This window comes from Bacillus salipaludis, from assembly GCF_030938565.1.
Classification (GTDB): Bacteria; Bacillota; Bacilli; order Bacillales; family Cytobacillaceae; genus Neobacillus; species Neobacillus salipaludis_A.
Genome location: NZ_JAVGVR010000001.1, coordinates 395673 through 417987 on the forward strand (window position 1 = coordinate 395673; position 22315 = coordinate 417987).

The window sequence follows — 22315 nt, forward strand, 5'->3', positions numbered from 1 at the left end:
GCTCTCATTAAGTTACTGGCTGATTTCCTCGCTTTACTGGTCACTCCCTATATCAATTCAAAAATCCCCCTTTCAACTGAAAGGGGGATGCAACACTTACATTTTTTCTGGAGCGGATACTCCGATTAATGCGAGCGCATTGCGTAAGGCAATCTTTACGGCTTTTACCAGTCCCAAACGAGCGGCGGAACGCTCTGGATATTCCGGATCAAGAACCTTTTCCGCATTATAAAAACTATGGAATGTTGATGCCAGTTCAAAGATATAGTTTGTGACGCGGTGCGGAACACGTTTCACAGCCGCTTCCCCTACCGCCAGTGGAAACTCGCCAAGCTTCTTCAATAAATCAATTTCCTTTTCGGAATCAATTAAAGAGAAATTCGCTTCCATGTCTACCTCTCCGCCCTGACGTAAAATGCTCGAAATCCTTGCGTGGGCATATTGCGCATAATACACTGGGTTCTCATTCGACTCAGAAACCGCTAAATCCAGATCAAAATCCATATGCGTATCGGATGAGCGCATCGCAAAGAAGTAACGGGTGGCATCGAGGCCGACCTCATCGACTAAATCACGCATCGTGACCGCTTTTCCGGTACGCTTAGACATCTTCATCTTTTCACCATTTTTATAGAGGTGAACAAGCTGGATAATTTCGACCTCGAGGGCATCACGGGCATAGCCCAAAGCCTGAATGGCCGCCTTCATCCGCGGAATATAGCCGTGATGGTCTGCGCCCCAAATATTGATTAGTTTTTCAAAGCCGCGGTCCAGTTTGTCTTTATGATAGGCGATATCTGGTGTTAAGTAGGTGTAAGATCCGTCCTGTTTAATGAGTACGCGGTCTTTATCATCGCCAAAATCGGTTGAACGGAGCCAGGTTGCACCCTCTTCGTCGTAAATATAGCCGGTTTTACGCAGTGCGGCGAGCGCCTCGTCAATTTTCCCATTTTTATAAAGAGAGGTTTCCGAGAACCAAACATCAAAACGGACACGGAAATCCTCGAGGTCGCGCTTTAATTTTTCCATTTCATATGTCAAACCGTATTCTCGGAAAAAATCAAAACGTTCAGCCTCATCCACTTCGACATATTTATTGCCATATTCTTCGGCGAGTGTTTTTCCAATATTGATAATATCTTCACCATGATAACCGTCTTCAGGCATCTCTTTTTCTAAACCTAATGCCTGGAAGTAACGTGCTTCCACCGACTTAGCAAGATTATTAATCTGGTTGCCGGCATCATTGATATAGTATTCACGGGACACATCATAACCGGCCTTCGCCAAAATATTGGAGAGTGAATCACCGACAGCGGCACCGCGGGCATGTCCGAGGTGCAGGTCACCAGTTGGGTTTGCGGAAACAAACTCGACCTGGATTTTTTGGTTATTACCTACCGTTGTTTCTCCGTACTTTTCCCCCGCTTTTAGAACCGTTGGGATTAGATTGGTTAAATAGCTATTGTTCATATAAAAGTTAATAAAGCCCGGCCCAGCTAATTCAATTTTTTCAATCGATGCCTTCGAACGGTCGAGGTTTTCAATCAGTGCTTCTGCAATCATTCGCGGCGCCTTTTTTGCGACGCGTGCCAACTGCATCGCCATATTAGTAGAATAATCGCCGTGCGCTTTTTCCTTTGGGGTCTCCAGAATGACATCGGGAATTTGCTCTTCTGTGGCAAGGCCTGCCTTCAAAACGGCCGCTCTAATTTCTTCTTTAATTTTATTTTGAACCTGCTCCACTATATTCATTTTTTATCCTCCTGGAAGGTAATCTGTAAATGGTATGTACCTGCGGGCGAGCCCTGCATGGTAAAATCGTAAAGTATGTCAATAAGGCCTTTGCCATTTTCAAAGGAATGTTCAAGGACTTTCGTTAGAGTTGTTGTTTCAAATTGACCAAACGGCATTTCATAGCTACCGTTAAGCTTCCGATTCAATTCGAATGGAAGGCGCATCTTGACGGAACCGCCACGTAAAATCAAACCTTCCCCAGCAGTCATCTTTACAATCGTCCGAACACTCCCCTCCTCCATCGCTTCCTCATACTTCAGATAAGAGGCATTCCCCTTTTCAAAATATTGACCAAACAACCGCAGCTCAAAACTTTCCTGCTGATCAATCGTCGTTCTCACATTAATCCTTACCGGTATCTCAGGCGTTAACAAACCAACCGCACTCCTCTAATCAAATTCACTTTTTCTATTATACCCATATTAAGTTGCAATTTAAAACGACAAAATTCGGGTGGTGCCTGTCACCACCCGAATTTTGTCGAAACAAAAAGCCTGCCCCTTCAAAAGGACAGGCACGCTTTTCTTATTTAACCCAGCCAAGGATCATTTCGCGGATGAGTTTGCTGGCTGTGTTGGCGGTTTGTTCGGAGTTGTCGTAGATTGGTGCTACTTCTACGAGGTCGCCGCCGACGACGTTAACTTCGGAACGAGCAATTGCATGGATGGATGCCAACAGCTCTTTCGAGGTAATTCCGCCGCAATCAACGGTACCTGTTCCCGGTGCATGGGCAGGATCCAGTACGTCAATATCAATCGTCACATAAACAGGACGGCCTGCAAGCGTTGGAAGGATTTCCTTAAGCGGCTCAAGCACCTCAAATTTCGAAATATGCATGCCAACCTGCTTTGCCCATTCAAACTCTTCCTTCATACCAGAACGAATCCCGAAGGAATAGACATTTTTCGGCCCGATTAATTCCGCAATTTTGCGAATTGGTGTCGAATGCGATAACGGCTCGCCTTCATAATTCTCACGTAAATCCGTGTGAGCATCAAAATGAATGATCGCCAAATCCGGATATTTTTTAAAGACAGCTTTCATCACCGGCCATGAAACTAGATGTTCGCCACCCATTCCAAGCGGGAATTTTCCGGCATCCAGCAAGGAGTCGATATACTCCTCAATTATATCTAAACTCTTCTGCGGATTCCCGAACGGCAGTGGAATATCCCCGGCATCAAAATATTTAACATCCTCAAGCTCCCGATCAAGGTATGGACTATACTCTTCCAAACCAATCGAAACCTCACGAATACGAGTCGGACCAAACCGAGAACCAGGTCGGTAACTCACTGTCCAATCCATTGGCATCCCGTAAAGAACCGCCTTACTCTCCTCAAAATTCGGATGACTCTTAATAAAGACATTTCCAGAATAGGCTTCATCGAAACGCATCTTAACACTCCTCTTTTATGGGGTCAGCACCCCATCACTTTAACGGTTAATCAAGCGGGGGTCAGGCCCCCACTTATTATTTAACTAAATCGCCCACAAATTTAGGCAGTACGAATGCTGCTTTGTGAAGTTCTTTAGTATAGTATTTTGTTTCGATCTCGTGAAAGCGGTCCTCGCTTACTTCTAGTGGGTCGTATTTTTTTGAGCCGATTGTGAATGCCCATAAGCCGCTTGGGTAGGTAGGAATATTCGCTACATATAAGCGGGTGATTGGGAAGATTTCACGTACATCGCGTTGAACATTGCGAATTAAATCCGCCTTAAACCATGGATTATCAGACTGCGCCACGAAAATACCGTCTTCTTTTAGCGCCTTTGAAATTCCAGCGTAGAAGCCCTTTGTGAACAGGTTTACAGCAGGTCCAACTGGCTCTGTTGAGTCCACCATGATGACATCATATTCATTTTCACTTTTTGCAATATGCATAAAGCCGTCGTCAACACGAACATCCACACGAGGATCATCTAACTTGCCGGCAATTTCCGGAAGGAATTTCTTTGAATACTCAATTACCTTGCCATCAATATCAACAAGCGTTGCTTTTTTCACGCTTGGGTGCTTCAATACTTCACGAATAACGCCGCCATCTCCGCCGCCGACAACCAAAATATTTTCAGGATTTGGGTGAGTGAATAAAGGTACATGCGCCACCATTTCATGATAAACAAATTCGTCACGAACAGAAGTCATCACCATGTCATCTAAAAGAAGCATGTTACCCCATTCCTCTGTTTCGATCATATCCAGCTTTTGAAATTCTGTTTGCTCTGTATGTAAAGTCTTATTTACTTTCATCGTGATGCCAAAATTTTCGGTTTGCTTTTCTGTAAACCAAATTGTCATGTTCATCTTCCTCTCATCTATTTTCAATTTTAACTAAGTAATCACTAAAGCTAATATTTATTCACTTATCTGATCACGAAGGTACCACTCCATTTTATCCTACCCAAACACTTAAATTACAAACAAGAAAAAGTATAGAGGAATCTAGCAAAATTTCAAGAAAAATTTTCATTTCTCTCTGGGAAATGTTTAAAATGCATCCATTTTTTTCATACTGTTACTATAAATATTTTTAGATAAAAGGTCTCGGAATGAATTCCAGGGACTAACGTTGAATGCACAAGGGGTGAATATTATGGAAATCATGACGAATCACGGGTTTCGGAAAACAATTAAGTATTTGCGTGCGATTATTATCATCAGTTTGATCGGCATGGTTTGTATGCTCATTCTCTTTCTCGGCATTCTTGGCTATGCAAAAATTTTAGGAGCGCCGCCGCTTGCCGTGCCGCAATCGACCTTGTTTTTTTCCGATGACGGGACATTAATTGGAGAAAGCAACAGCGGCCAGAAGCGCTACTGGGTATCCTTAAAGGATATTTCTCCGGATTTAGTGGATGCGACCGTATCAATTGAAGATAAAAATTTTTACCACCATCATGGCTTTGATATGAAGCGGATTGCTGGGGCAGTTGTGGCCGATATCCAGGCATTTGGAAAGGTCCAAGGAGCCAGCACCATCACCCAGCAATACGCCCGAAATCTATTTCTCGAGCACGATAAAACCTGGTCTCGGAAACTGCAGGAGGCTTTTTACACAATCCGCCTGGAAATGAATTATTCGAAAAAGCAAATACTTGAAGGCTACCTAAACACGATTTATTACGGCAATGGGGCCTATGGTGTTGAGGCAGCCAGTCAATTTTATTTTGGAAAAAAGGCAGCCGATTTAACACTTGCTGAAGCCTCGATGCTGGCAGGAGTTCCAAAGGGTCCAGGGTATTACTCCCCACTCGTTTCGATAAAAAATGCAAAGCACCGCCAGACAATCATCCTTAGGACTATGGTGAAAAACGGCTATATCAAGGAAAGTCAGGCAAAAGCAGCTGCCGGGAAGTCGCTGAGCTTTGTGGCCGCACACCCGCACCAGCAAGTTAAGGTTGCTCCCTACTTTCAGGATGCAGTCAAAAATGCGTTAAAAAGTCAATTACATTTAGATGACCGCACAATTGCGCTTGGCGGTTTAAAGGTCTATACGACACTCGATTTGAAGCAGCAGGAGGCAGCTGAAAAGCAGGTACAAAGCGTCATCGCCAGCGGCTCAGAAATCCAAACGGCCCTCGTCGCGATGGATCCAAAAACCGGCGGTGTCAAAGCGATGATTGGCGGCCGTGATTATGAAAAGAGCCAGTATAACCGTGCAATTCAAGCGAAAAGGCAGCCTGGTTCAACCATTAAGCCGATTCTTTATTACGCAGCGCTGAGCCATGGATTTACACCATCGTCGACAATGCGAAGCGAGTCTACGACCTTTCATTTTGATGATGGTTCCCAATATACACCGCATAATTTTAATAATAAGTATGCGGGTGGGGAAATCACTCTTGCCCAGGCACTGGCGTTATCTGATAATATTTATGCAGTCAAAACGCATTTATTTTTAGGAGAAGACACGTTAATCAAAACGGCAAAAAAGTTTGGGATTTCGACGAAAATGGCGAAGGTGCCGTCCCTTGCCCTTGGAACATCCGGGGTTCGCGTGATTGACATGGCAGGTGCCTACAGCCTTTTCGCCAATGGCGGAAAAAAGGTGGAACCAACCTTGATTACGCGCGTTGAAGATTATAATGGAAAGATCCTTTATGAAAAAGAGCTGGACAACAAACAGGTATTAGATCCTGCTAAAGCTTATGTTATGACGCAAATGCTGACGGGAATTTTTGATCCGAAGCTTGACGGCTATTCAAGAGTGACCGGCAGCACGGTCATCAAGGAATTGACCCGGCCTTATGCCGGTAAATCCGGCTCGACGGAAACGGACAGCTGGATGATTGGATTTTCACCCCAGCTCGTGACTGCCGTCTGGTCAGGCTATGATGACAGTAAACCGATTGATTATGTAGCGGAAAAATCCTATTCAAAAAATATTTGGGCGCAGTTTATGGAGGAAGCATTGAAGGATAAGACGGTTAAGGCCTTTAAACCGCCGAAGGAAGGTGTCATTGGCGTCTATGTCAATCCGGAAAACGGCAAGCTCGCGACTAAGGACTGCCCAGTGCGGAGGTTCACTTACTTTGTGAAAGGCACCGAGCCGACGGAATATTGTACCGAACATATGGATCGTTCCGAATCAAATCCTTTGAAAAAGAACACCGAGCACAAGGACCCGTGGTACAAACGAATTTTTAAATGGGCGAATTAGTATTTTTACGGCACTTAAAGCCACTAAATCAGCACCAATGTGAAAAGCTCCGGATGCCTCCGGAGCTTTTCGTGTCCTAGTTTTACGTGTATTCACGCTGTCTATTAGTTTACTTTTTTTCCAGTAAAACTACAAGTGATTTACCAAAATTTACTCATCCATTAAACCTTTTTTTAGTTCTTCTGATGAATTTTTCCACAGATTCGCATTGTGATTACGCAAAAATTCAGCCAGCACTTTTTTTGATTTTTCATCCATTTGGTCAACAATAATATGGCGTTTGAGCGACTTATCCATGTAGTTTACATGAAGAGGAAGCAATTTGTAGCCGCGGCGGATTTCGCGGTCCACTGTCATTTCACAAGCCGTCACACCGGCATAATATGGTCCTTCTTCGTTTCGGTCGATCGTTACCCAGACAAGCCAGTAGGGCTTTCCGTTTGGCACCTCATCCTTATTTGGCAAAAACTTGATTCCCTTTTCAACTGCGCTGCGGGCATGCATGGCACCGACATCAATTTCCGCCTCACCGGCATCCACATCAATCATTACCGGGGAAACATTATCAAGGCTCAGCGCTCCCTTGCCATATCCGCGGTGCCCGTCTGTTGGGTCGCTTTTAATAATATTAAAACCAACTTTTTTCTTTTTTCTTCCATTTTTCAAACGTCCTCCTAGAAAAATAGTCCATAATAAAAGTCATTTAACCCCTTCAACACGGATGGAATCACCCCATACATGAGCGGCTGAATCGTATAACGATCAAGCGGGGTAATGACTAAAATTAAAAAAATAAATGAACCATACGATTCATATTGCGTCATTTTTGCTCGTACTCCATTTGGAGCCAAATCCTCTATAATGCGGTAACCATCCAGTGGTGGAAACGGTAAAAGATTAAAAACAAACAAGACTACATTAAGCCTGACAAATAAGTCAAAAAACCCATAAAGTTGATCCGGGAAATTCATCCCGCTGCGTAACAACGCATACCAAACGATAAAACCAACCGATGCCAAAATAAAATTGCTCAGCGGCCCGGCCACCGAAACAAGAATTCCTGCAAGCCTTGGGTTCTTAAAGAAAAAGCGGTTAACCGGCACAGGGCGAGCCCAGCCAAACCCCGCAATAAAAATCAGGATGGTTCCAATTGGGTCAAGATGCTGGAGCGGGTTTAACGTCAGCCTCCCCTGATTTTTTGCCGTCATATCCCCGAACTTATAAGCCACATAGGCATGGGCAAACTCATGGAACGTAAAGGCAATCATCAGCGTAATTGCCACATACGGAATTTCCTTAAGTGAGTAAGCTAAACTCAAATTGGGTTCTCCTCTCCTTTTACGTTTTCGATTCTCTGTCTATATAGTTCCATTCACTGTATTCATTTTCCTTTTAGTATACATGAAACCGCTGGAAAAATGAAAAAAACAACCCAACTTGAATTTTTTGATTTTTTATGAAAAACTACATAAGAAAAGCGGAAGCGCCTTGCTTAGCCTAAGGCAAGTGCTGGAGGCACTGACGGTGAAGTCGTTCTTTGACTTCATCGACAGGGTCGAAGCAACCTCGAGGGGCTAGGCGCTGGAGCTGGACAATTCTCAAAGCACTTTTTAAGATTTAATATTAGAGAAAGGAGGAATATACATATGCCAATCATTACAGTAAAAATGCTTGAAGGCCGTTCCGATGAACAGAAACGTGCGCTAGTAGAAAAAGTTACCGAAGCAGTAAGTGAAACAGCGGGTGCGCCAAAGGAGAATATTTCCATTATTATCGAGGAAATGTCCAAAAATCATTACGCAGTCGCCGGCGTCCGCGCAATTGATAAATAAACCATGAAAAAAGCTAAGACCATCATCAATGGGTCTTAGCTTTTTCTTTTAATGTTTCAATATATTGATATGCCTCATCAATTTCCGCTTCCGTATAGCGCTGCTTGCTTTTTAACGTAAAAACTTTATTCGCAACCTCTTCCTTTGGAAGATTATCAAAATATAAAACCGTTGAGACAAGCTCCAAAAATCTAGCATTTTGATCGTTCATATCCTCGAGGCAATCTTGCAAATAAGGCATCTCTACTTCATTTAAGCTGAGGAACTCGCGGCCGTTTTCCGTTAACGTATAGCGATACTGGAAGTACCCTCCCTTTTTCTCCTTTACCTCGTTCAAAAATCCCATATTACACAATTCTTCTACTCGTAAAGTCAGTTCCTCCGAATAAGGGCCGTAAAAATGAAATTGAAACTTTTCATGGAATGGGAAAGACACTTTTTTTGCAATATAAATCATCTTTTGCAGCTTTTTTCTTCCGATAATTTCACCGGATACCAGAACGGCCTGCATCAGCTTGGCGTGATCTTTTAACATCTTCACATCTCCTACTCCGAATCTCAATCGTTCTATATTTCTAAAAGGGCACGTATTTGTTGTTTTATCTCTTTATTTTCAGTGTCATCAAAAAGAAAATCAGCAGGATAATAGAGCTTGTGGTCTGTTCTTCTTTTTCCAGAGATGGCATCAACAATCTCCGACTCTCTAGAAAGCTCGCGCAGTTCCCCGTTTTTCATCAATAGATGGATGGGAAGGCGCTCCCCTTCTTCGCCTGGGCGATAAAAGTCATAAGGCAAATCAGACGACGAGTCGACCACCAAATAGTACTCCGGATCCAAATCGGCCTGGATAAATAGCTTCGTCAGCTGCGCCAGCTTTTTGTATTCCTTCGCCGGATCAAATTCGGCATATTTAAACAGATTTCGGTTAACAAAGCGGCGGCAAAGGTCGCTTAGAATCGCATCCTCTTCCTCCTGCCAGATCTGAAAATAATATAAAATCACAGCCTCATCCAATTTTAAATAGTCTTCTAATTTGGCTTGATTATTAAAAAACGAATAAAAATGAACAGGCTTATTTTTAAAGGTATAGTTTCTCTCAAATAAATCCTTTGCGCGGTGGAGGATTTTTGATAAAAGAACCTCGGCGCTCCGGGAAACAGGATGAAAGTAGACCTGCCAATACATTTGATAGCGGCTCATAATATAATCCTCTACCGCATGCATCCCGCTCTTTTTAATTACGACCTGGTCTTCCCTTGGCCGCATCACGCGTAAAATCCGTTCCATATCAAATTGACCGTAGCTCACCCCGGTAAAATAGGCATCCCTTTGCAGGTAATCCATCCGGTCGGCATCAATCTGGCTGGATATTAAACTAACAACCAGCTTTTTTTCAGAGGTCTTCGCAATTACTTCGGCTACTTTTTCAGGAAAATCTTTTCCTGCCTTTGATAGCACTTTATTTACCTCTGTATCTCCTAAAATAATCGCTCGGGTAAAATCTTCATGGTCGAAGTCGAACACTTTTTCAAAGGAATGGGAAAAAGGGCCATGCCCTAAGTCATGGAGGAGTGCGGCACAAAGCGTGAGCAAGCGGTCCTCGTCGTTCCATTCCGGACGTCCGGCAAACACATCATCAATGATGCGGCGGACAATCTCATAAACTCCGAGAGAATGATTGAAACGGCTGTGCTCTGCACCGTGAAAGGTTAAAAAGGTCGTTCCTAGCTGTTTAATTCGACGCAGGCGCTGAAATTCCTTTGTTCCGACTAAATCCCATATCACACGGTCACGGACATGGATGTAGCGATGAACCGGGTCTTTAAACACTTTTTCTTCACTCAGTTTTTCCGTCGAATAAGCCATTTGATTCCCTCTTCCTCTTTTCTTCTTTCTATTATATCTCCAATTTATGGGATAATCACCCAAATTTCAGCAAGATCCCCCAGTATTTTTCGACAATCTCAACCAAAAAGAAAAATCACCCAGGTACGTTGTCAAAGGTGATTTTATTTTAGTTTTTTATTTATCTTTTCCATTAATTCCTCTTCCGATAAGGCCGCAAGCGGGCGGTTGTTCACGAACGCAAAGGTCTTTTTCCGGCCTGGTCCGCAATAAGATTGGCAGCCAATCTTAACCTCGGCATCCGGGTCAATCTCTTTCAAACGAGGGATTAATGTCTTTAAATTTACGGCCTGGCAATCATCGCAAACACGAAATTCATTGGACATTTTTTACAACCTCTTTCCATTTTAAACAAAAGCTTTATATTATTTTAACCAACTATTAGCAGTGAAAATCAGACTTTTATTAAAAAAATCGACATGTAACTCCATTGGTATTTTACAGTTTCTTGTTTTTGAATGCAAGGTGCATCTCCTTAGTAAACTCTAAAAAAATCTACTATCCTTGCAACAATTTGGTATAAAGCATGGGAAACTTGTCCATCCTAAGACTAGAACTTTTAAAAACTCGTCACAAGCGAGTTAATCGTACTAAATATTTAAGGGAGTTGAAAAAATGAAAGTTCGTCAAGATGCATGGACAGATGAAAATGATCTACTTTTGGCCGAAACGGTCCTTCGTCATGTAAGGGAAGGCAGTACCCAGCTGAACGCATTCGAAGAGGTTGGCGATAAACTAAATCGGACTTCTGCGGCCTGTGGTTTCAGATGGAATGCCGTTGTACGCCACCGTTATGAAAAGGCCCTGCAATTATCGAAAAAACAACGCAAACAGCGCCAGCGGATTTTAGGTAAAGACCAGGGCGGCAAGAAAAAACTGCTCTACAATCCACCGGTAGTAGAGGAGCTCGTGACCATGGAGGTTCCAGTTGAGGAAGCAGAGTCATATGAACTTCCGGAATTACCGGAATTAACCATGGAAATGGCGGAAGAGACGTTTGCCTTGCCGACGGTACAAACAACCTACCGCAGCGCACCAGTATCAGCGTCAGGAATTTCCATTGATCATGTCATTGATTTCTTGCAAAACTTTAATCATTCCAATCTTCAAAATGAAGCACTAAAAAGTGAGAATGAAAGATTAAAGCGTGAAATCGCTGAATTGAAGCGCCAAAACGATGAAATGTCAAAGAAAATTGAAGGTTTAGAGCAAAATACCGAAACCATTCAAGAAGATTATGAAACCTTAATGAAAATTATGAACCGCGCCAGAAAGCTCGTTCTTTTTGAAGAAGAAGAACGCCCAGCTACAAAATTCAAAATGGACCGTAATGGCAACCTAGAAAAGGTAGCTGAGTAGAACGAAAAGCGGAAGCGCCTTGGTCAGCCTAAGGCAAGCCATGGAGGACCAGAAGGTGAAGTCGTTCTTTGACTTCATCAGCTGGGCCGAAGCGACCTAGGAAAAAAGCAGTTCATTTTTTCCCTCGAGGGGCAGGACGCTTGAGCTAGACATTAGAAAAGCAAAGGGAGAAAAGTGCAACATTCTCGTTATAAAAGAAGCCGTAAATCCAACTCATGGTTTACGGCTTTTTACATTTTTTCATTTCGATCGATGACCCGTTGATAGTAACCGGGGAAGAGCTCAAGCTCATAGTCATTTAACTGACCGGCATACAAAAAGTCACTGTTCCGCTTTAACTCGTTTAACAGCCGCAGCATCACATCAGAAATCGTAAAATTTTGATCTAGCAGTTCTGATAGAGAGGCCATGACTTCCGGGACAATTTTTGGATAAGCAAATTTCGTCTCCTCACTCCCCAGGGCAATCTCGTAAAATTGTTTAATCAGCCGGGCCCGTTTACTGCCGCTTCCGTTAACACATAGGTAGATTTGCACTGCAACACCTTTTTTTAATCTGCGCTGGGAAATGCCGGCAAACTTCTTTCCGCCGATGCTAAGGTCATAGCTTCCGGGGCAATAGGAACCAACGATTTCCCTCGCATCAATATGACGATCGGGGAAATCCGCAAACATCTGCTGAATCAGATGCCACATCGTATCATAACCGCGGTTAATATCAATCCCTTTTTCTGTTTCTGGAAGAATGAGAGAAATATTCAGAACTCCTTCATCAAGAACGACTGCCAGGCCGCCGGAGTTTCGGACAATGGATTTGAAGCCCTCCTGCTCGAGATATTGTCTGCCTTGTTCCAAAAAAGGCAGCCTTGTATCCTGGATTCCGAGGACAACAGTATTATGATGGACCCATGTTCGGGCGGTTGCCGGTGCATTACCGGTTCCAACTGAGGCACAAAGGGTGTCATCTGTGCCAAATGACTGCAAAGCATTGAAATGAACACCTGCAGCTGACTGATCGATGACCCGCCACTGCGGCTGGTGCAGTAAATGGAGTGTATTTTCCATCAACGTCACTCCTTTTTAATCAAAAATCTTTATTTAGTATATCAAATGATGCGGTGGATTAGCCATCCAGGAACGATATCGACACTTATAAGATCTATTCCAACAATTCCCCATTTAAGCCGTAAAAAAGCCGGCCCCCCTAATGGAGACCAGCGCACACAATCTATTATAATCCTTGCCCCGCTGTAATCAGCGCAAGCTTATAGACATCTTCTTCATTACAGCCGCGGGACAAATCATTTACCGGCTGATTCAAGCCTTGTAAAATCGGCCCAACTGCCTCAAAGCCGCCTAAGCGCTGCGCAATTTTATAACCGATATTTCCTGCTTCAAGACTTGGGAAAATAAATACATTCGCATCCCCTTGCAACACAGAACCCGGAGCCTTACTTTTTGCCACAGACGGTACAAAAGCTGCATCAAACTGGAACTCACCATCCAAAACAAGCGATGGCTCGCGGCGCTTTGCTTCCTCGACCGCAGCAACCACCCGTTCAGTCTCTTCAGACTTCGCCGAACCCTTTGTTGAAAAACTCAACATCGCGACGCGGGGATCGATATCAAACATTGCCGCTGTTTTCGCACTTTCAATCGCAATCTCAGCCAAATCCTGGCTATCTGGGGCAATATTGATTGCGCAATCCGCAAACACATATTTCTCATCACCGCGAACCATGATGAACACACCGGACGTCTTTTGAACGCCTTCCTTTGTTTTAATAATTTGCAGCGCAGGGCGCACCGTATCGGCCGTAGAGTGGGCCGCACCGCTGACAAGTCCGTTCGCCTTGTTTAAATACACAAGCATCGTGCCAAAGTAGTTTTCATCCAATAAGATCTTGCGTGCATCTTCTTCAGTAGCTTTACCCTTACGGCGGTCCACAAACGCCGATACAAGCTCATCCATTCCGGCATATGTCGCAGGATCATAGATTTCCGCCGCATCCAATGAAACCCCAAGCTCTTTCGCCTTCGCTTGAACTTGTTCAATATTGCCCACCAAAATCGGTGTCATTAATTTTTCCGCTGCAAGGCGGCCGCAAGCCCGGATAATCCGCTCATCCAGTCCTTCTGGGAACACAATTTTCAAATCACGGCCAGCAACCTTTTGCTTTAAACCATCAAATAAATCACTCACGATAAATCCTCCCTTTATCTCCTACTTCTTTTAGCATACAAAACCAAAATGAAAATTCAAGGACCAGCCTTATAGAGAACGTTTTCAAAATAAATGTTTTTGTTTTCAAAACAATCTAATTTTTAGCATTTGCACTTTTTTATAAATTTAACCACTTTTATTATAAATGAAGTGTTTTATCCAAGCCCCTTGGTGAAACTATGATATAGTATAAATTGTTAAAATTGATTAAGGAGTGATATGAATGAGTGAAGCAGCACAAACACTTGAGGGCTGGTATTGCCTTCATGATTTCCGTACATTTGATTGGACAACCTGGAAAATGCTCTCCAGCGACGAACGCCAAGCAGCCATCCACGAGTTTTTAAGTCTAGTTGAAAAGTGGAACACCACCCAAGAACGCAATGAAGGCAGCCATGCCTTATATACAATCGTTGGTCAAAAGGCTGATTTTATGATGATGATCCTGCGCCCAAGTATGGAAGAGTTGAACGAAATTGAAAACGAATTCAACAAAACAAAATTAGCTGAATTCACGATTCCAGCACATTCTTATGTATCCGTTGTTGAGCTTAGCAACTATTTGCCACAGGGCGAAGATCCATACCAGAACCCGCAAATGGTAGCTCGCCTTTATCCAAAATTGCCTAAAGCAAAGCATGTTTGCTTCTATCCAATGGATAAGCGCCGCGAAGGCAATGATAACTGGTACATGCTTCCGATGGAGGAGCGCAAAAATTTAATGCGCAGCCATGGAATGATTGGCCGTACATATGCTGGAAAAGTGAAGCAAATCATTACCGGATCCGTTGGTTTTGATGATTACGAATGGGGTGTTACCCTGTTTGCGGACGATGCCCTGCAATTTAAAAAGCTTATATATGAAATGCGCTTTGATGAAGTCAGTGCCCGCTATGGCGAATTCGGCACCTTCTTCGTCGGAAATATCCTTGAAGAAGAACGCGTAACCGGCTTCTTTCACGTCTAAGCAAAAAAGGTCCTCAGCCATGGGGACTTTTTTATTTTTCATCAATCAAAGCAAGTCATATTTTTTCTCCTCTCCACATACTTATAAAACAGCGAGTCTAAGAAAAACTCTATCCATCTCGTAAAGAGAGGTGACAATAAAAATTGCACTTGCCCCACTGGTACCACATGGGGGTGGGTGGAGTATGAATAGAATGTTGAGCCTAGAGTTATTCATATTTAGGAGGGGAAAATAATGAGTCAATACTATCCACAAGGGTTTCAGCCCTATACAGGAGCAGCCGGACAACCGGGAGCACAGCCGCAGCAGCAAGCGTTCTTCCCGCAGACTGGCGTAACCTCATTTCCGCCAGCTGGCACTGGAGGTGGATTAACACCCACACCTGGTGGACCAGGAACAAGCTTGCCTGGCCAATTGCCGATTGAGCAATCCTACATCGAAAACATTTTACGGTTAAATAAGGGCAAACTTGTCACCGTGTATGCCACCTTCGAAGGCAACAGCCAGTGGAATGCCAAAACCTTCAAAGGCATCATTGAGGCCGCAGGGCGGGACCATGTTATCCTTAGCGATCCACAATCAGGCGCCCGTTTCCTCATCCCAATGGTAGCCGTTGACTACATTACCTTCAGTGAGGAAATTGAATATGAATACCCATTCGGAAGTGGGCCGAACCTAGGCACCTACCCGCCAAGATAAACTTAAACAACACCAATTGGTCCTCAATTGGTGTTTTCTTTTTTAGAAGGCTTGGGTTGATTTCCGCTCCAGGCACAAGCGGTTCGCGGGCGGGTTCGGTGAGCCTCCTCGGCGCTTAAGCGACTGCGGGGTCCCATCTGCCCCGTAATCCCGCAGGAGTCTCGCGCCTTTCGCTCCAATCAATATGCTTAGTAAACCCTTGAAAGAGGTTACCAGTAGATTTTTCTTGCTAGTACAGTACTATGTATTAGCCTTCAAAAAGACATTGGAGCTTGCCCCAATGTCCGTTTCTTATAAATGTTTTACAGCCCCGACTATTACTAGAATCCATGCTGCTAAAAAGCAAACGCCGCCAATCGGTGTAATCGCCCCTAAAATACCAATCTTCGTTACACTTAACACATACAAGCTGCCACTGAAGAAAATGATCCCAATCAGCATCAGCCAGCCGGACCAAGTAAATAATGAACTGTCCGCCACCTTTGCAAGCAGAAGACCGACAACCAAAATTCCAATTGCATGAAACATTTGATAGGTAACGCCCGTTTTCCAAATTTCTAAATAATGCGCATCTAGCTTATCCTTCAGTCCGTGAGCCCCAAAAGCCCCCAGCGCCACCGCCAAAAAGGCATTAATTGCCCCTACAATAATGAAAGCCTTCATCTTATTTTCCCTCTTTCCTTTCCTCTGTGTTAAATTTGCTTAATGATTTGCGCTCCAGGCACAAGCGGTTCGCGGGCGGTCCTGGGAGCCTCCTCGGCGCTTTGGCGCCTGCGGGGTCTCCCTTGCTCCGTCCTTCCGCAGGACACTGAATTGCTTCCTTGAATCAGCCCACGCACGAAGAAAATGCGTTAGCATTTTCGAGGAGTCTTCGTGCCTTCCGCTCCAATCAATATAGTTACATTAACAATGACTATTCACACAGTTTCTCTTTATGCAAAAGCCAAACATTTAAAAGTCAAACAGTGAATCTCCGTTCGCATCATCACCCATATCCAGTTTCTTTGGCTGATTAATCGCGGCCGGTTGTTGAAACATAGGTTGCTGAAAAGCAGGCTGTACCACCATCGGCTGTTGAACAACAGGAGGATTAGATACAGCTGCCTGTACTGGCATATCCGCTTTTTCTTCGAGGATGAGTTCGCATAATATTTTAATAGAGTAAACCCGTTCCCGCAAGCTTTCACCCTTGGCGCTTCGCTTGGCAGACTGCAACTCATCTTCCATTTTCTCTAATAGCTTTTGAACAGAAATATTCAAAAATCCTAACACCTCTCATTTCCTAACATCTTACGACAAAATCCTTAATGTTCCACGTGAAACATGTCAGATTTTAGCATCCTATAAAAAAGAGACTGTATTGTTCAGTCTCCCCTTCCTATCCTAAAATCCGCTGATAGATGGATTTTGCGTGCATCAAATCCTTTGTTCCATGAATAAGGGCACGGCCGTCTTTAAAGACCACCATGCGCTCTTCCCCCATTTCAACCGATAACAAATACGGATTCCCTTTTACTGTATATCCCAATGAACGAAGCTGATCCGCCAATTTTTCAAGTGAAAGCTCCCTTTGACTTGCTGGACGGATTTGTACCGTATCCCTGCCGCAAAGCACAGTCGTTTTCGTGGTATTTTCCTGATCCAAATAAGGATAGGTCGGACTCTCACCGCAGGACAAGCAACCGGCAAATTTCGCCTTGGACATTTTCATGCTGGTGTATTGATTCCGCCACAAATCAAAGCTGACAAACGACGATCTAACAGCTGCCCAATCCTCGACAAGGATCTTTAATGCCTCCGCCGTTTGATGGGCAATCACCATCTGCACGGCTGGTGAAATAATCCCGCCTGTATCACACGTCATCCCCTGGAGTGGAATCGTACGCAGCAAGCAATTTAAACAAGGTGTTTCTCCAGGAAGAATTGAAAAACTCATTCCGAAGCTGCCAACGCAGGCCCCATAAATCCATGGAACCTTGTACTTTTGCGAAATATCATTGATAATCATGCGAATTTCAAAATTATCCGTAGCATCGATGATAAGGTCGACCTCACGGGCTGTTTCTTCGAGCCATTCGGCGGTTGCTTCGCCAATTACAGAGACAATTTCAACATCCGAATTAACCGCTTTTAAGCGTTTTTCAGCCGCCGCCGCCTTCGGAAGCTTTGCCGCAACATCCTCCTCTGTATATAGCTGCTGACGCTGAAGATTACTAGACTCGACATAATCACGGTCAATGATGGTCAGTTTCCCGACACCAGCCCGCACCAAGATTTCGGCGTTCCCGGAACCAAGAGCTCCGGCGCCAACCATCAGCACATGCTTACGGCGAATCTTCTCCTGACCATCTTGTCCGATTCCTGGAAAGAGAATCTGCCGCGAATAACGATCATTCATTTGTAAACCCCTTCCTAGAAATCAACCGCCACTAACGGGTGGGATAAAAGCAATAACGTCACCTTCGCTGATGACCTCATCATTTGATGCAAATTCTTCATTTATTGCCGTCATCACGGTTTCCATTTTCGGCAAATTATAGATTGCGGTCAGTTCAATTTTCAAATCGGAGACCGTTTTACCAGCCGCGTTTAATGCTAATGATTCTTCCCCCACAACATCACGTAAATGTGCAAAAAACAGCACCTTATTCATGTAAGTCTTCCTCCTCCGGTTTTCCGGATGGGTATTCAACGGTTTCAAGTTGATTTCCCATCCACTCTTCTCCATCTGCCCAATGTTCCTTTTTCCAAATAGGAACGATCTCTTTAATTCGTTCAATTGCATAGCGGTTCGCCTCATAGGCGTCAGCACGGTGCGGCGTTGAAACGGCGATGACGACCGCGACATCGGTAATATCCAGCTTGCCAACGCGGTGCGTGATGGCTACCTTTGAGCCTTCCCAGCGCTGTTCAATCTCTTGACCGATCTGTTCTAATTTTTTCACGGCCATCGCCTCATAGGCCTCATATATAAGAAACAAGGTTTTCTTGCCTTTTGTTAATTCACGGACTGTACCGATAAAAGTGGTAATCGCCCCAGCTTCACGTTGGATCACCTTATCGATCACCGCCTGAATTTGAATCGGCTCCTTCGATATTTTATAGTTCAATTTATCACCCCTTTTGCACGGCATTTTATCGTTATTATATTGCTTTAGACCAGCCTCGGCAAATAATCTTAATTGTCAGTTATCTCCATCTGCCCAGTTTTTTGCTTTTTCGTATTCCTCCGGGTAGTTCATATTGAAAAAAGTACGCTTAAGTCTCGGTTTGCTGTATCCCGGAAGGTCCTCTTCCGTTAAATATAGAACCTGAAGGTCGTCAAAAAACTGTGTCATCCGGAGGTTTCTTTTTTCAAGACTTGCCTCTACCACTGGTAAAATACATCTGCGATAGGCTGCGAATAATGGTTGTTTCTTTCCGTCAATGACAGGGATGGCTGCATCAAAGCTGCCAAGTTTTGCTGCAATTTTTTCAGCAAGTTCGCCAGAAACAAACGGCATATCGCAGGCCACGGCCACATTCACTTCCTGTGTCGACTCTTGCAGCCCCGCATGAAGACCGGCTAACGGTCCCAGCCCGGGAAATCGGTCAGAAACCATCTTTACTCCTAAAAACCGATATTCATCAGGATGATTGGTCACAAGGATGATTTCTGAAAAAACCCTCTTCAATTCTTCCACCAACCGCTCGATGTTGGTTTTTTCGTTTATTTTTAAAAGGGCTTTATTGGTACCCATCCGGCTTGATTTACCGCCGGATAAAATAATTGATGCCGCCTTCATAGTGCACCCCATAAGTATTTGTTTTACCCATTTTAATACACTTGTTACCTATTTAACAGCAGAAAAAGGTTTCCTTGACAATTGCAGCGCTCTATATGACAATTCCAACTCGCTTAACAACAATCGAAGCACTTCAAACAACCATTGGCTCTCATACTCAGCCCACACCACTTTTTTAAGCGTTCCCTTCGCTTTTTTCAATTGATTTTAGTATGATAGTTACATTATTAATTACAATAGAAAAGTAGAAATCATACATTTAATATCGGGAAAGGAGCCTCAGGTTATGGAAACAATTGATGTAGCCAAAGTCCAGGAAGCAATCAACCACTATGCCCATAAAGATGTCTATCTTCACCTAGAAACCACAAATGGTGCCTATGCCTCACACTTTGATCAATCCTTTTTTTCAGCTGGTGCCTATATCCGCAATGCCCTTGTTCAATATGAACTAGGAAAAATCACCGGAAACGGCCCATATCGGATTGGCTTAAAAATCAACCTTGGCTGGGTCTATGCAGAAGGGCTCACCCATTTTGAAATCGATGAACAAAACCGCCTGTTGCTTGCCGGCCACGACAGTAAAGGAAAACTTGCCGTTGCCTTAGAAATCAGCACCACTCCATTTGAATAAGAAAGGCGGAAGCGCCTTGCTCAGCCTAAGGCAAGTGCTGAAGGTCCTGACAGTGAAGCCGTTCTTTGACTTCATTGGCAGGGTCTGGACACTTGCGCTGGACCATTCTCAAAGTACATTAAATAAATTCTGATATTCCAGAAAGGAGAAACACCGTAATGGAAAAAGAGCGTCAAGTCTTAGTCGTTTTTCCGCATCCAGATGACGAAGCATTTGGGGTATCCGGCACTATTGCCACCCATGTCGAAAATGGAACCCCTGTCACTTATGCCTGTTTAACATTAGGGGAAATGGGACGTAACATGGGGAATCCCCTTTTCACAAACAGAGAAAACCTGCCAAAAATCAGAAAAGAAGAGCTGAAAAACGCAGCAAACGCCCTTGGCATCCAGGATTTACGGATGCTTGGCTTCCGTGATAAAACCGTTGAGTTCGAGGATGAAGAAAAGCTGACAAATGTCATTTCGTCGTTAATTGATGAGTTGAACCCATCGCTCATTATCACGTTCTATCCAGGCTATTCCGTTCATCCCGACCATGAGGCCACCGGTGCGGCCGTCGTTCGGGCTGTCGAAAAAATTCCTGCTGCCGCACGGCCAAAATTACACTGCGTAGCCTTTTCCAATAATTGCTTAGAGGAGCTTGGTGAAGCCGATATTATCAATAATATCTCCGCTGTTGCCGATAAAAAACTTGCCGCCATGCGCGCACACCGATCACAAACCGAGCAAATGCTGGGCGATATGACCGAAAAACTCAAAAATCAAGATCCGCAAGTTCTGGCATGGATCAACAATGAACGATTTTGGACTTATAAATTCGCAAAATAAAGACTGCCCCAGCAATTGGGGGCAGTTTTTTTAAATTATCTGCGAAAAAGGAACATTTATCTGCGTTCCGGACCAATTTATCTGCGTAAACGCTGTTGTTATCTGCGAGAATCACTTTTTTATCTGCGAAGCAACCACCACACCTTATAAATCCGGATGCAGCAAAGTACAGAACCGGCACCAGTCAAGGATCACGATTTTCCTTGATTTCATATCAATCATTTCTTGTTTCTTTAATTTTGAAAATACACGACTAACACTTTCCCTTGAAGTCCCGACAACCGTGGCAAACTCCTGAACGGTTAGCGGAATTTCAATATCCCAACGGTTTTGCCCGGTATTAAACTTTTTCCCCAAGCGCTCTAAGGTCTTAACTGTTTTTGCGTATACATCGAGCAAGGCCACATCGCGCAATTGAGCGGTCATCTCCCGCAACGAATCACTCATATAACGAATCATCTGGATCGAAAGCTCCGGATAGTCGTACAAATCCCTTTCTAACTCATTTTTATCCAAAAAGAGAATCTTCCCATCCTCAAGCATCGATGCCGTTGCCGGATAGCATTGTGTTCTTTGCGTAAATAAGCACGCCTCCGCAAACATATCCCCCTTTTGCTTGATGCAGACAATGATTTCGTTTCCATTTTCATCCTGCTTTGTTAACTTCACTGTACCGGAATAAACAAAATAAACTCCCCGTGCAACATCATCCTCCGACATGATCCTTTCCCCTTTTTTAAACGAAAAGGTTTGAACCCGTTTCTCGACCAGCTTCAGTGAGCTTGGCGATAAGTCTTGGAAAATACCGATTTTCCGTAAAAAATCCTCTGTTTTTGTGGTCCTTAAGACAACTAAGTGTGGATCATTTACACATTCATTTCCATCCATTTTTCCCACCACCTTTTCATGTTTGAAAACTTAGAAACCATTCTTCCCCCCATTGTATAAAATTTCTTTTTTAAAAGAAGTGACAAGTTTCACTAAATGGTTTCACAAAACGTTCATTTTTCAGAAACCGCGTCATTACAATACCTGACGGGCCGTTTCACAGAACGTTCACACACCCTATTATAGATGTGAGAAACGTCACATTTTTGAAAGCCTTCTCAGAATAGGATAAAACTGTTCATTAGAAATAAAAGGAGGGAAAAAAGTGAATAAGGCAATCATTAGCTTCGTTATTAGTCTTGTCATAGGATTTGGCCTTGGTTACTTAGTGTTTGATGTAATGGAGGATTCCGGATCACAGCCTCAGGTAGCGGCGCAATCAGATACAAGTACAAACTCAACCACTAAGGATCAGGGTTCACAATCAAAAGAGACAGCGGCAACGACAACATCAGTGGACCAGGACAACATTCTTTCAAAAAGAGGCTGCTTAGGCTGTCACTCTGTTGAAGCATTAAACCTCAAAGGCGGCCAAGTAGGTCCGGACCTTTCCCATGCCTTCGTTGAAGTTAAGGATAAACACGGCATGCCGATTGAACAATTCTTAACCAAACCAGACTCAGCTGTTATGTCAGGCGTTATTGGTAAAAACCCTTTAACAGACGAAGAACGAAAACAAGTTCTTGATATTCTAAAAAAAGCTTCAGAAGCTAAATAAAAAAGGTGGTGCAA

General features: G+C 43.8%; 26 protein-coding genes. 8 read left to right on the top strand and 18 right to left on the bottom strand.

Features of this window, described 5'->3' with window-relative positions:
• Nucleotides 1-96 precede the first annotated feature (96 nt).
• The 4 genes from argS to speE form a co-directional block, all read right to left on the bottom strand.
• The gene (gene argS, locus RCG21_RS01870; RefSeq protein WP_308912842.1) at nucleotides 97-1755 is read right to left on the bottom strand and encodes an arginine--tRNA ligase; all 1659 of its coding nucleotides are present in this window, start codon (nucleotides 1753-1755) and stop codon (nucleotides 97-99) included.
• A complete protein-coding gene (locus RCG21_RS01875; protein WP_308912843.1) occupies nucleotides 1752-2171 on the bottom strand; it encodes a YwiB family protein in 420 nt (139 codons plus the stop codon). The genes argS and RCG21_RS01875 overlap by 4 nt, the downstream gene beginning before the upstream one ends.
• Nucleotides 2172-2322: 151 nt before the next feature.
• Nucleotides 2323-3195 carry an agmatinase gene (gene speB, locus RCG21_RS01880; RefSeq protein WP_133332893.1) on the bottom strand — a complete coding sequence of 291 codons (873 nt, stop codon included), beginning with the start codon at nucleotides 3193-3195 and terminating at the stop codon, nucleotides 2323-2325.
• Nucleotides 3196-3271: 76 nt separating this feature from the next.
• Entirely contained in the window at nucleotides 3272-4099 is an 828-nt protein-coding gene (gene speE, locus RCG21_RS01885; RefSeq protein ID WP_133332892.1) for a spermidine synthase, read from the bottom strand.
• Between the two features lie 295 nt (nucleotides 4100-4394).
• Here speE and RCG21_RS01890 point away from each other — a divergent pair, with 295 nt between their 5' ends.
• Entirely contained in the window at nucleotides 4395-6461 is a 2067-nt protein-coding gene (locus RCG21_RS01890; protein WP_308912844.1) for a transglycosylase domain-containing protein, read from the top strand.
• 150 nt (nucleotides 6462-6611) lie between these two features.
• Here the strand turns inward: RCG21_RS01890 and RCG21_RS01895 are convergent, their stop codons facing one another.
• Together RCG21_RS01895 and RCG21_RS01900 are read right to left on the bottom strand one after the other, a co-directional pair.
• Entirely contained in the window at nucleotides 6612-7127 is a 516-nt protein-coding gene (locus tag RCG21_RS01895; protein WP_308912845.1) for a YwhD family protein, read from the bottom strand.
• Between the two features lie 8 nt (nucleotides 7128-7135).
• A complete protein-coding gene (locus tag RCG21_RS01900) occupies nucleotides 7136-7729 on the bottom strand; it encodes a site-2 protease family protein (RefSeq protein ID WP_133333218.1) in 594 nt (197 codons plus the stop codon).
• 372 nt (nucleotides 7730-8101) lie between these two features.
• Between RCG21_RS01900 and thmT the strand changes: the two genes are divergently transcribed.
• Nucleotides 8102-8293: a 2-hydroxymuconate tautomerase gene (gene thmT / locus RCG21_RS01905; RefSeq protein WP_133332889.1), complete on the top strand. Its 192-nt coding sequence runs from the start codon at nucleotides 8102-8104 to the stop codon at nucleotides 8291-8293.
• A gap of 25 nt (nucleotides 8294-8318) precedes the next feature.
• On the opposite strand, the gene RCG21_RS01910 is transcribed toward thmT, so the two are convergent.
• The 3 genes from RCG21_RS01910 to RCG21_RS01920 all read right to left on the bottom strand — a co-directional run bounded on the left by RCG21_RS01910 (nucleotide 8319) and on the right by RCG21_RS01920 (nucleotide 10524).
• Nucleotides 8319-8828 carry a YwgA family protein gene (locus RCG21_RS01910; protein ID WP_133332888.1) on the bottom strand — a complete coding sequence of 170 codons (510 nt, stop codon included), beginning with the start codon at nucleotides 8826-8828 and terminating at the stop codon, nucleotides 8319-8321.
• A 32-nt stretch (nucleotides 8829-8860) separates the two neighbouring features.
• Nucleotides 8861-10159, bottom strand: coding sequence for an HD domain-containing protein (locus RCG21_RS01915; protein ID WP_308912846.1), 1299 nt, complete (start codon nucleotides 10157-10159; stop codon nucleotides 8861-8863).
• Nucleotides 10160-10302: 143 nt separating this feature from the next.
• Nucleotides 10303-10524, bottom strand: coding sequence for a YuzB family protein (locus RCG21_RS01920; protein WP_026572633.1), 222 nt, complete (start codon nucleotides 10522-10524; stop codon nucleotides 10303-10305).
• Nucleotides 10525-10813: 289 nt separating this feature from the next.
• On the opposite strand from RCG21_RS01920, the gene RCG21_RS01925 reads away from it, so the two are divergent.
• Nucleotides 10814-11557 carry an RsfA family transcriptional regulator gene (locus tag RCG21_RS01925; RefSeq protein ID WP_308912847.1) on the top strand — a complete coding sequence of 248 codons (744 nt, stop codon included), beginning with the start codon at nucleotides 10814-10816 and terminating at the stop codon, nucleotides 11555-11557.
• A gap of 230 nt (nucleotides 11558-11787) precedes the next feature.
• Here the strand turns inward: RCG21_RS01925 and lipL are convergent, their stop codons facing one another.
• A complete protein-coding gene (lipL, locus tag RCG21_RS01930; RefSeq protein WP_308912848.1) occupies nucleotides 11788-12621 on the bottom strand; it encodes an octanoyl-[GcvH]:protein N-octanoyltransferase in 834 nt (277 codons plus the stop codon).
• 166 nt (nucleotides 12622-12787) lie between these two features.
• The gene (gene pta / locus RCG21_RS01935; RefSeq protein ID WP_308912849.1) at nucleotides 12788-13759 is read right to left on the bottom strand and encodes a phosphate acetyltransferase; all 972 of its coding nucleotides are present in this window, start codon (nucleotides 13757-13759) and stop codon (nucleotides 12788-12790) included.
• Between the two features lie 244 nt (nucleotides 13760-14003).
• Here pta and hemQ point away from each other — a divergent pair, with 244 nt between their 5' ends.
• The gene (hemQ, locus tag RCG21_RS01940) at nucleotides 14004-14747 is read left to right on the top strand and encodes a hydrogen peroxide-dependent heme synthase (RefSeq protein ID WP_133332883.1); all 744 of its coding nucleotides are present in this window, start codon (nucleotides 14004-14006) and stop codon (nucleotides 14745-14747) included.
• Nucleotides 14748-14981: 234 nt separating this feature from the next.
• Nucleotides 14982-15446: a spore coat protein GerQ gene (gerQ, locus tag RCG21_RS01945; protein ID WP_133332882.1), complete on the top strand. Its 465-nt coding sequence runs from the start codon at nucleotides 14982-14984 to the stop codon at nucleotides 15444-15446.
• 291 nt (nucleotides 15447-15737) lie between these two features.
• Here gerQ and RCG21_RS01950 read toward each other — a convergent pair whose 3' ends face one another.
• From RCG21_RS01950 to mobA, 6 genes are all read right to left on the bottom strand, one after another.
• On the bottom strand, nucleotides 15738-16109 hold the full coding sequence (locus tag RCG21_RS01950) for a DUF423 domain-containing protein (protein WP_133332881.1): 372 nt from the start codon (nucleotides 16107-16109) through the stop codon (nucleotides 15738-15740).
• Nucleotides 16110-16397: 288 nt separating this feature from the next.
• Nucleotides 16398-16718: a YwdI family protein gene (locus RCG21_RS01955; RefSeq protein ID WP_308912850.1), complete on the bottom strand. Its 321-nt coding sequence runs from the start codon at nucleotides 16716-16718 to the stop codon at nucleotides 16398-16400.
• Between the two features lie 106 nt (nucleotides 16719-16824).
• Complete coding sequence (locus RCG21_RS01960) at nucleotides 16825-17844, bottom strand: MoeB/ThiF family adenylyltransferase (protein WP_133332879.1); 1020 nt, start codon at nucleotides 17842-17844, stop codon at nucleotides 16825-16827.
• Between the two features lie 21 nt (nucleotides 17845-17865).
• Nucleotides 17866-18099: a molybdopterin converting factor subunit 1 gene (moaD, locus tag RCG21_RS01965; protein ID WP_026572624.1), complete on the bottom strand. Its 234-nt coding sequence runs from the start codon at nucleotides 18097-18099 to the stop codon at nucleotides 17866-17868.
• Complete coding sequence (locus tag RCG21_RS01970; protein WP_133332878.1) at nucleotides 18092-18556, bottom strand: molybdenum cofactor biosynthesis protein MoaE; 465 nt, start codon at nucleotides 18554-18556, stop codon at nucleotides 18092-18094. Before RCG21_RS01970 ends, moaD begins: the two co-directional genes overlap by 8 nt.
• A gap of 75 nt (nucleotides 18557-18631) precedes the next feature.
• Nucleotides 18632-19231: a molybdenum cofactor guanylyltransferase gene (mobA, locus tag RCG21_RS01975; RefSeq protein ID WP_308912851.1), complete on the bottom strand. Its 600-nt coding sequence runs from the start codon at nucleotides 19229-19231 to the stop codon at nucleotides 18632-18634.
• A gap of 286 nt (nucleotides 19232-19517) precedes the next feature.
• Between mobA and RCG21_RS01980 the strand changes: the two genes are divergently transcribed.
• Complete coding sequence (locus tag RCG21_RS01980) at nucleotides 19518-19865, top strand: YojF family protein (protein WP_133332876.1); 348 nt, start codon at nucleotides 19518-19520, stop codon at nucleotides 19863-19865.
• Between the two features lie 158 nt (nucleotides 19866-20023).
• A complete protein-coding gene (gene bshB2 / locus RCG21_RS01985) occupies nucleotides 20024-20695 on the top strand; it encodes a bacillithiol biosynthesis deacetylase BshB2 (RefSeq protein ID WP_133332875.1) in 672 nt (223 codons plus the stop codon).
• Nucleotides 20696-20839: 144 nt separating this feature from the next.
• On the opposite strand, the gene RCG21_RS01990 is transcribed toward bshB2, so the two are convergent.
• Nucleotides 20840-21583 (bottom strand): Crp/Fnr family transcriptional regulator, encoded by a 744-nt coding sequence (locus tag RCG21_RS01990; RefSeq protein ID WP_308912852.1) that lies wholly within the window; start codon nucleotides 21581-21583, stop codon nucleotides 20840-20842.
• A 265-nt stretch (nucleotides 21584-21848) separates the two neighbouring features.
• Here RCG21_RS01990 and RCG21_RS01995 point away from each other — a divergent pair, with 265 nt between their 5' ends.
• The gene (locus RCG21_RS01995) at nucleotides 21849-22301 is read left to right on the top strand and encodes a cytochrome C (RefSeq protein WP_308912853.1); all 453 of its coding nucleotides are present in this window, start codon (nucleotides 21849-21851) and stop codon (nucleotides 22299-22301) included.
• The last annotated feature ends 14 nt before the right edge of the window (nucleotides 22302-22315 follow it).

Bases quoted from the DNA above. Each gene is read 5' to 3' on its own strand.
- RCG21_RS01910 (WP_133332888.1), bottom strand. From the start codon at position 8,828: ATGTTAAAAGATCACGCCAAGCTGATGCAGGCCGTTCTGGTATCCGGT.
- moaD (WP_026572624.1), bottom strand. From the start codon at position 18,099: ATGAATAAGGTGCTGTTTTTTGCACATTTACGTGATGTTGTGGGGGAA.
- gerQ (WP_133332882.1), top strand. From the start codon at position 14,982: ATGAGTCAATACTATCCACAAGGGTTTCAGCCCTATACAGGAGCAGCC.
- RCG21_RS01990 (WP_308912852.1), bottom strand. From the start codon at position 21,583: ATGGATGGAAATGAATGTGTAAATGATCCACACTTAGTTGTCTTAAGG.
- RCG21_RS01980 (WP_133332876.1), top strand. From the start codon at position 19,518: ATGGAAACAATTGATGTAGCCAAAGTCCAGGAAGCAATCAACCACTAT.
- speB (WP_133332893.1), bottom strand. From the start codon at position 3,195: ATGCGTTTCGATGAAGCCTATTCTGGAAATGTCTTTATTAAGAGTCAT.
- argS (WP_308912842.1), bottom strand. From the start codon at position 1,755: ATGAATATAGTGGAGCAGGTTCAAAATAAAATTAAAGAAGAAATTAGA.
- RCG21_RS01920 (WP_026572633.1), bottom strand. From the start codon at position 10,524: ATGTCCAATGAATTTCGTGTTTGCGATGATTGCCAGGCCGTAAATTTA.
- mobA (WP_308912851.1), bottom strand. From the start codon at position 19,231: ATGAAGGCGGCATCAATTATTTTATCCGGCGGTAAATCAAGCCGGATG.
- RCG21_RS01900 (WP_133333218.1), bottom strand. From the start codon at position 7,729: ATGATTGCCTTTACGTTCCATGAGTTTGCCCATGCCTATGTGGCTTAT.
- RCG21_RS01960 (WP_133332879.1), bottom strand. From the start codon at position 17,844: ATGAATGATCGTTATTCGCGGCAGATTCTCTTTCCAGGAATCGGACAA.
- RCG21_RS01915 (WP_308912846.1), bottom strand. From the start codon at position 10,159: ATGGCTTATTCGACGGAAAAACTGAGTGAAGAAAAAGTGTTTAAAGAC.
- speE (WP_133332892.1), bottom strand. From the start codon at position 4,099: ATGACAATTTGGTTTACAGAAAAGCAAACCGAAAATTTTGGCATCACG.
- RCG21_RS01950 (WP_133332881.1), bottom strand. From the start codon at position 16,109: ATGAAGGCTTTCATTATTGTAGGGGCAATTAATGCCTTTTTGGCGGTG.
- RCG21_RS01890 (WP_308912844.1), top strand. From the start codon at position 4,395: ATGGAAATCATGACGAATCACGGGTTTCGGAAAACAATTAAGTATTTG.
- lipL (WP_308912848.1), bottom strand. From the start codon at position 12,621: ATGGAAAATACACTCCATTTACTGCACCAGCCGCAGTGGCGGGTCATC.
- hemQ (WP_133332883.1), top strand. From the start codon at position 14,004: ATGAGTGAAGCAGCACAAACACTTGAGGGCTGGTATTGCCTTCATGAT.
- RCG21_RS01925 (WP_308912847.1), top strand. From the start codon at position 10,814: ATGAAAGTTCGTCAAGATGCATGGACAGATGAAAATGATCTACTTTTG.
- bshB2 (WP_133332875.1), top strand. From the start codon at position 20,024: ATGGAAAAAGAGCGTCAAGTCTTAGTCGTTTTTCCGCATCCAGATGAC.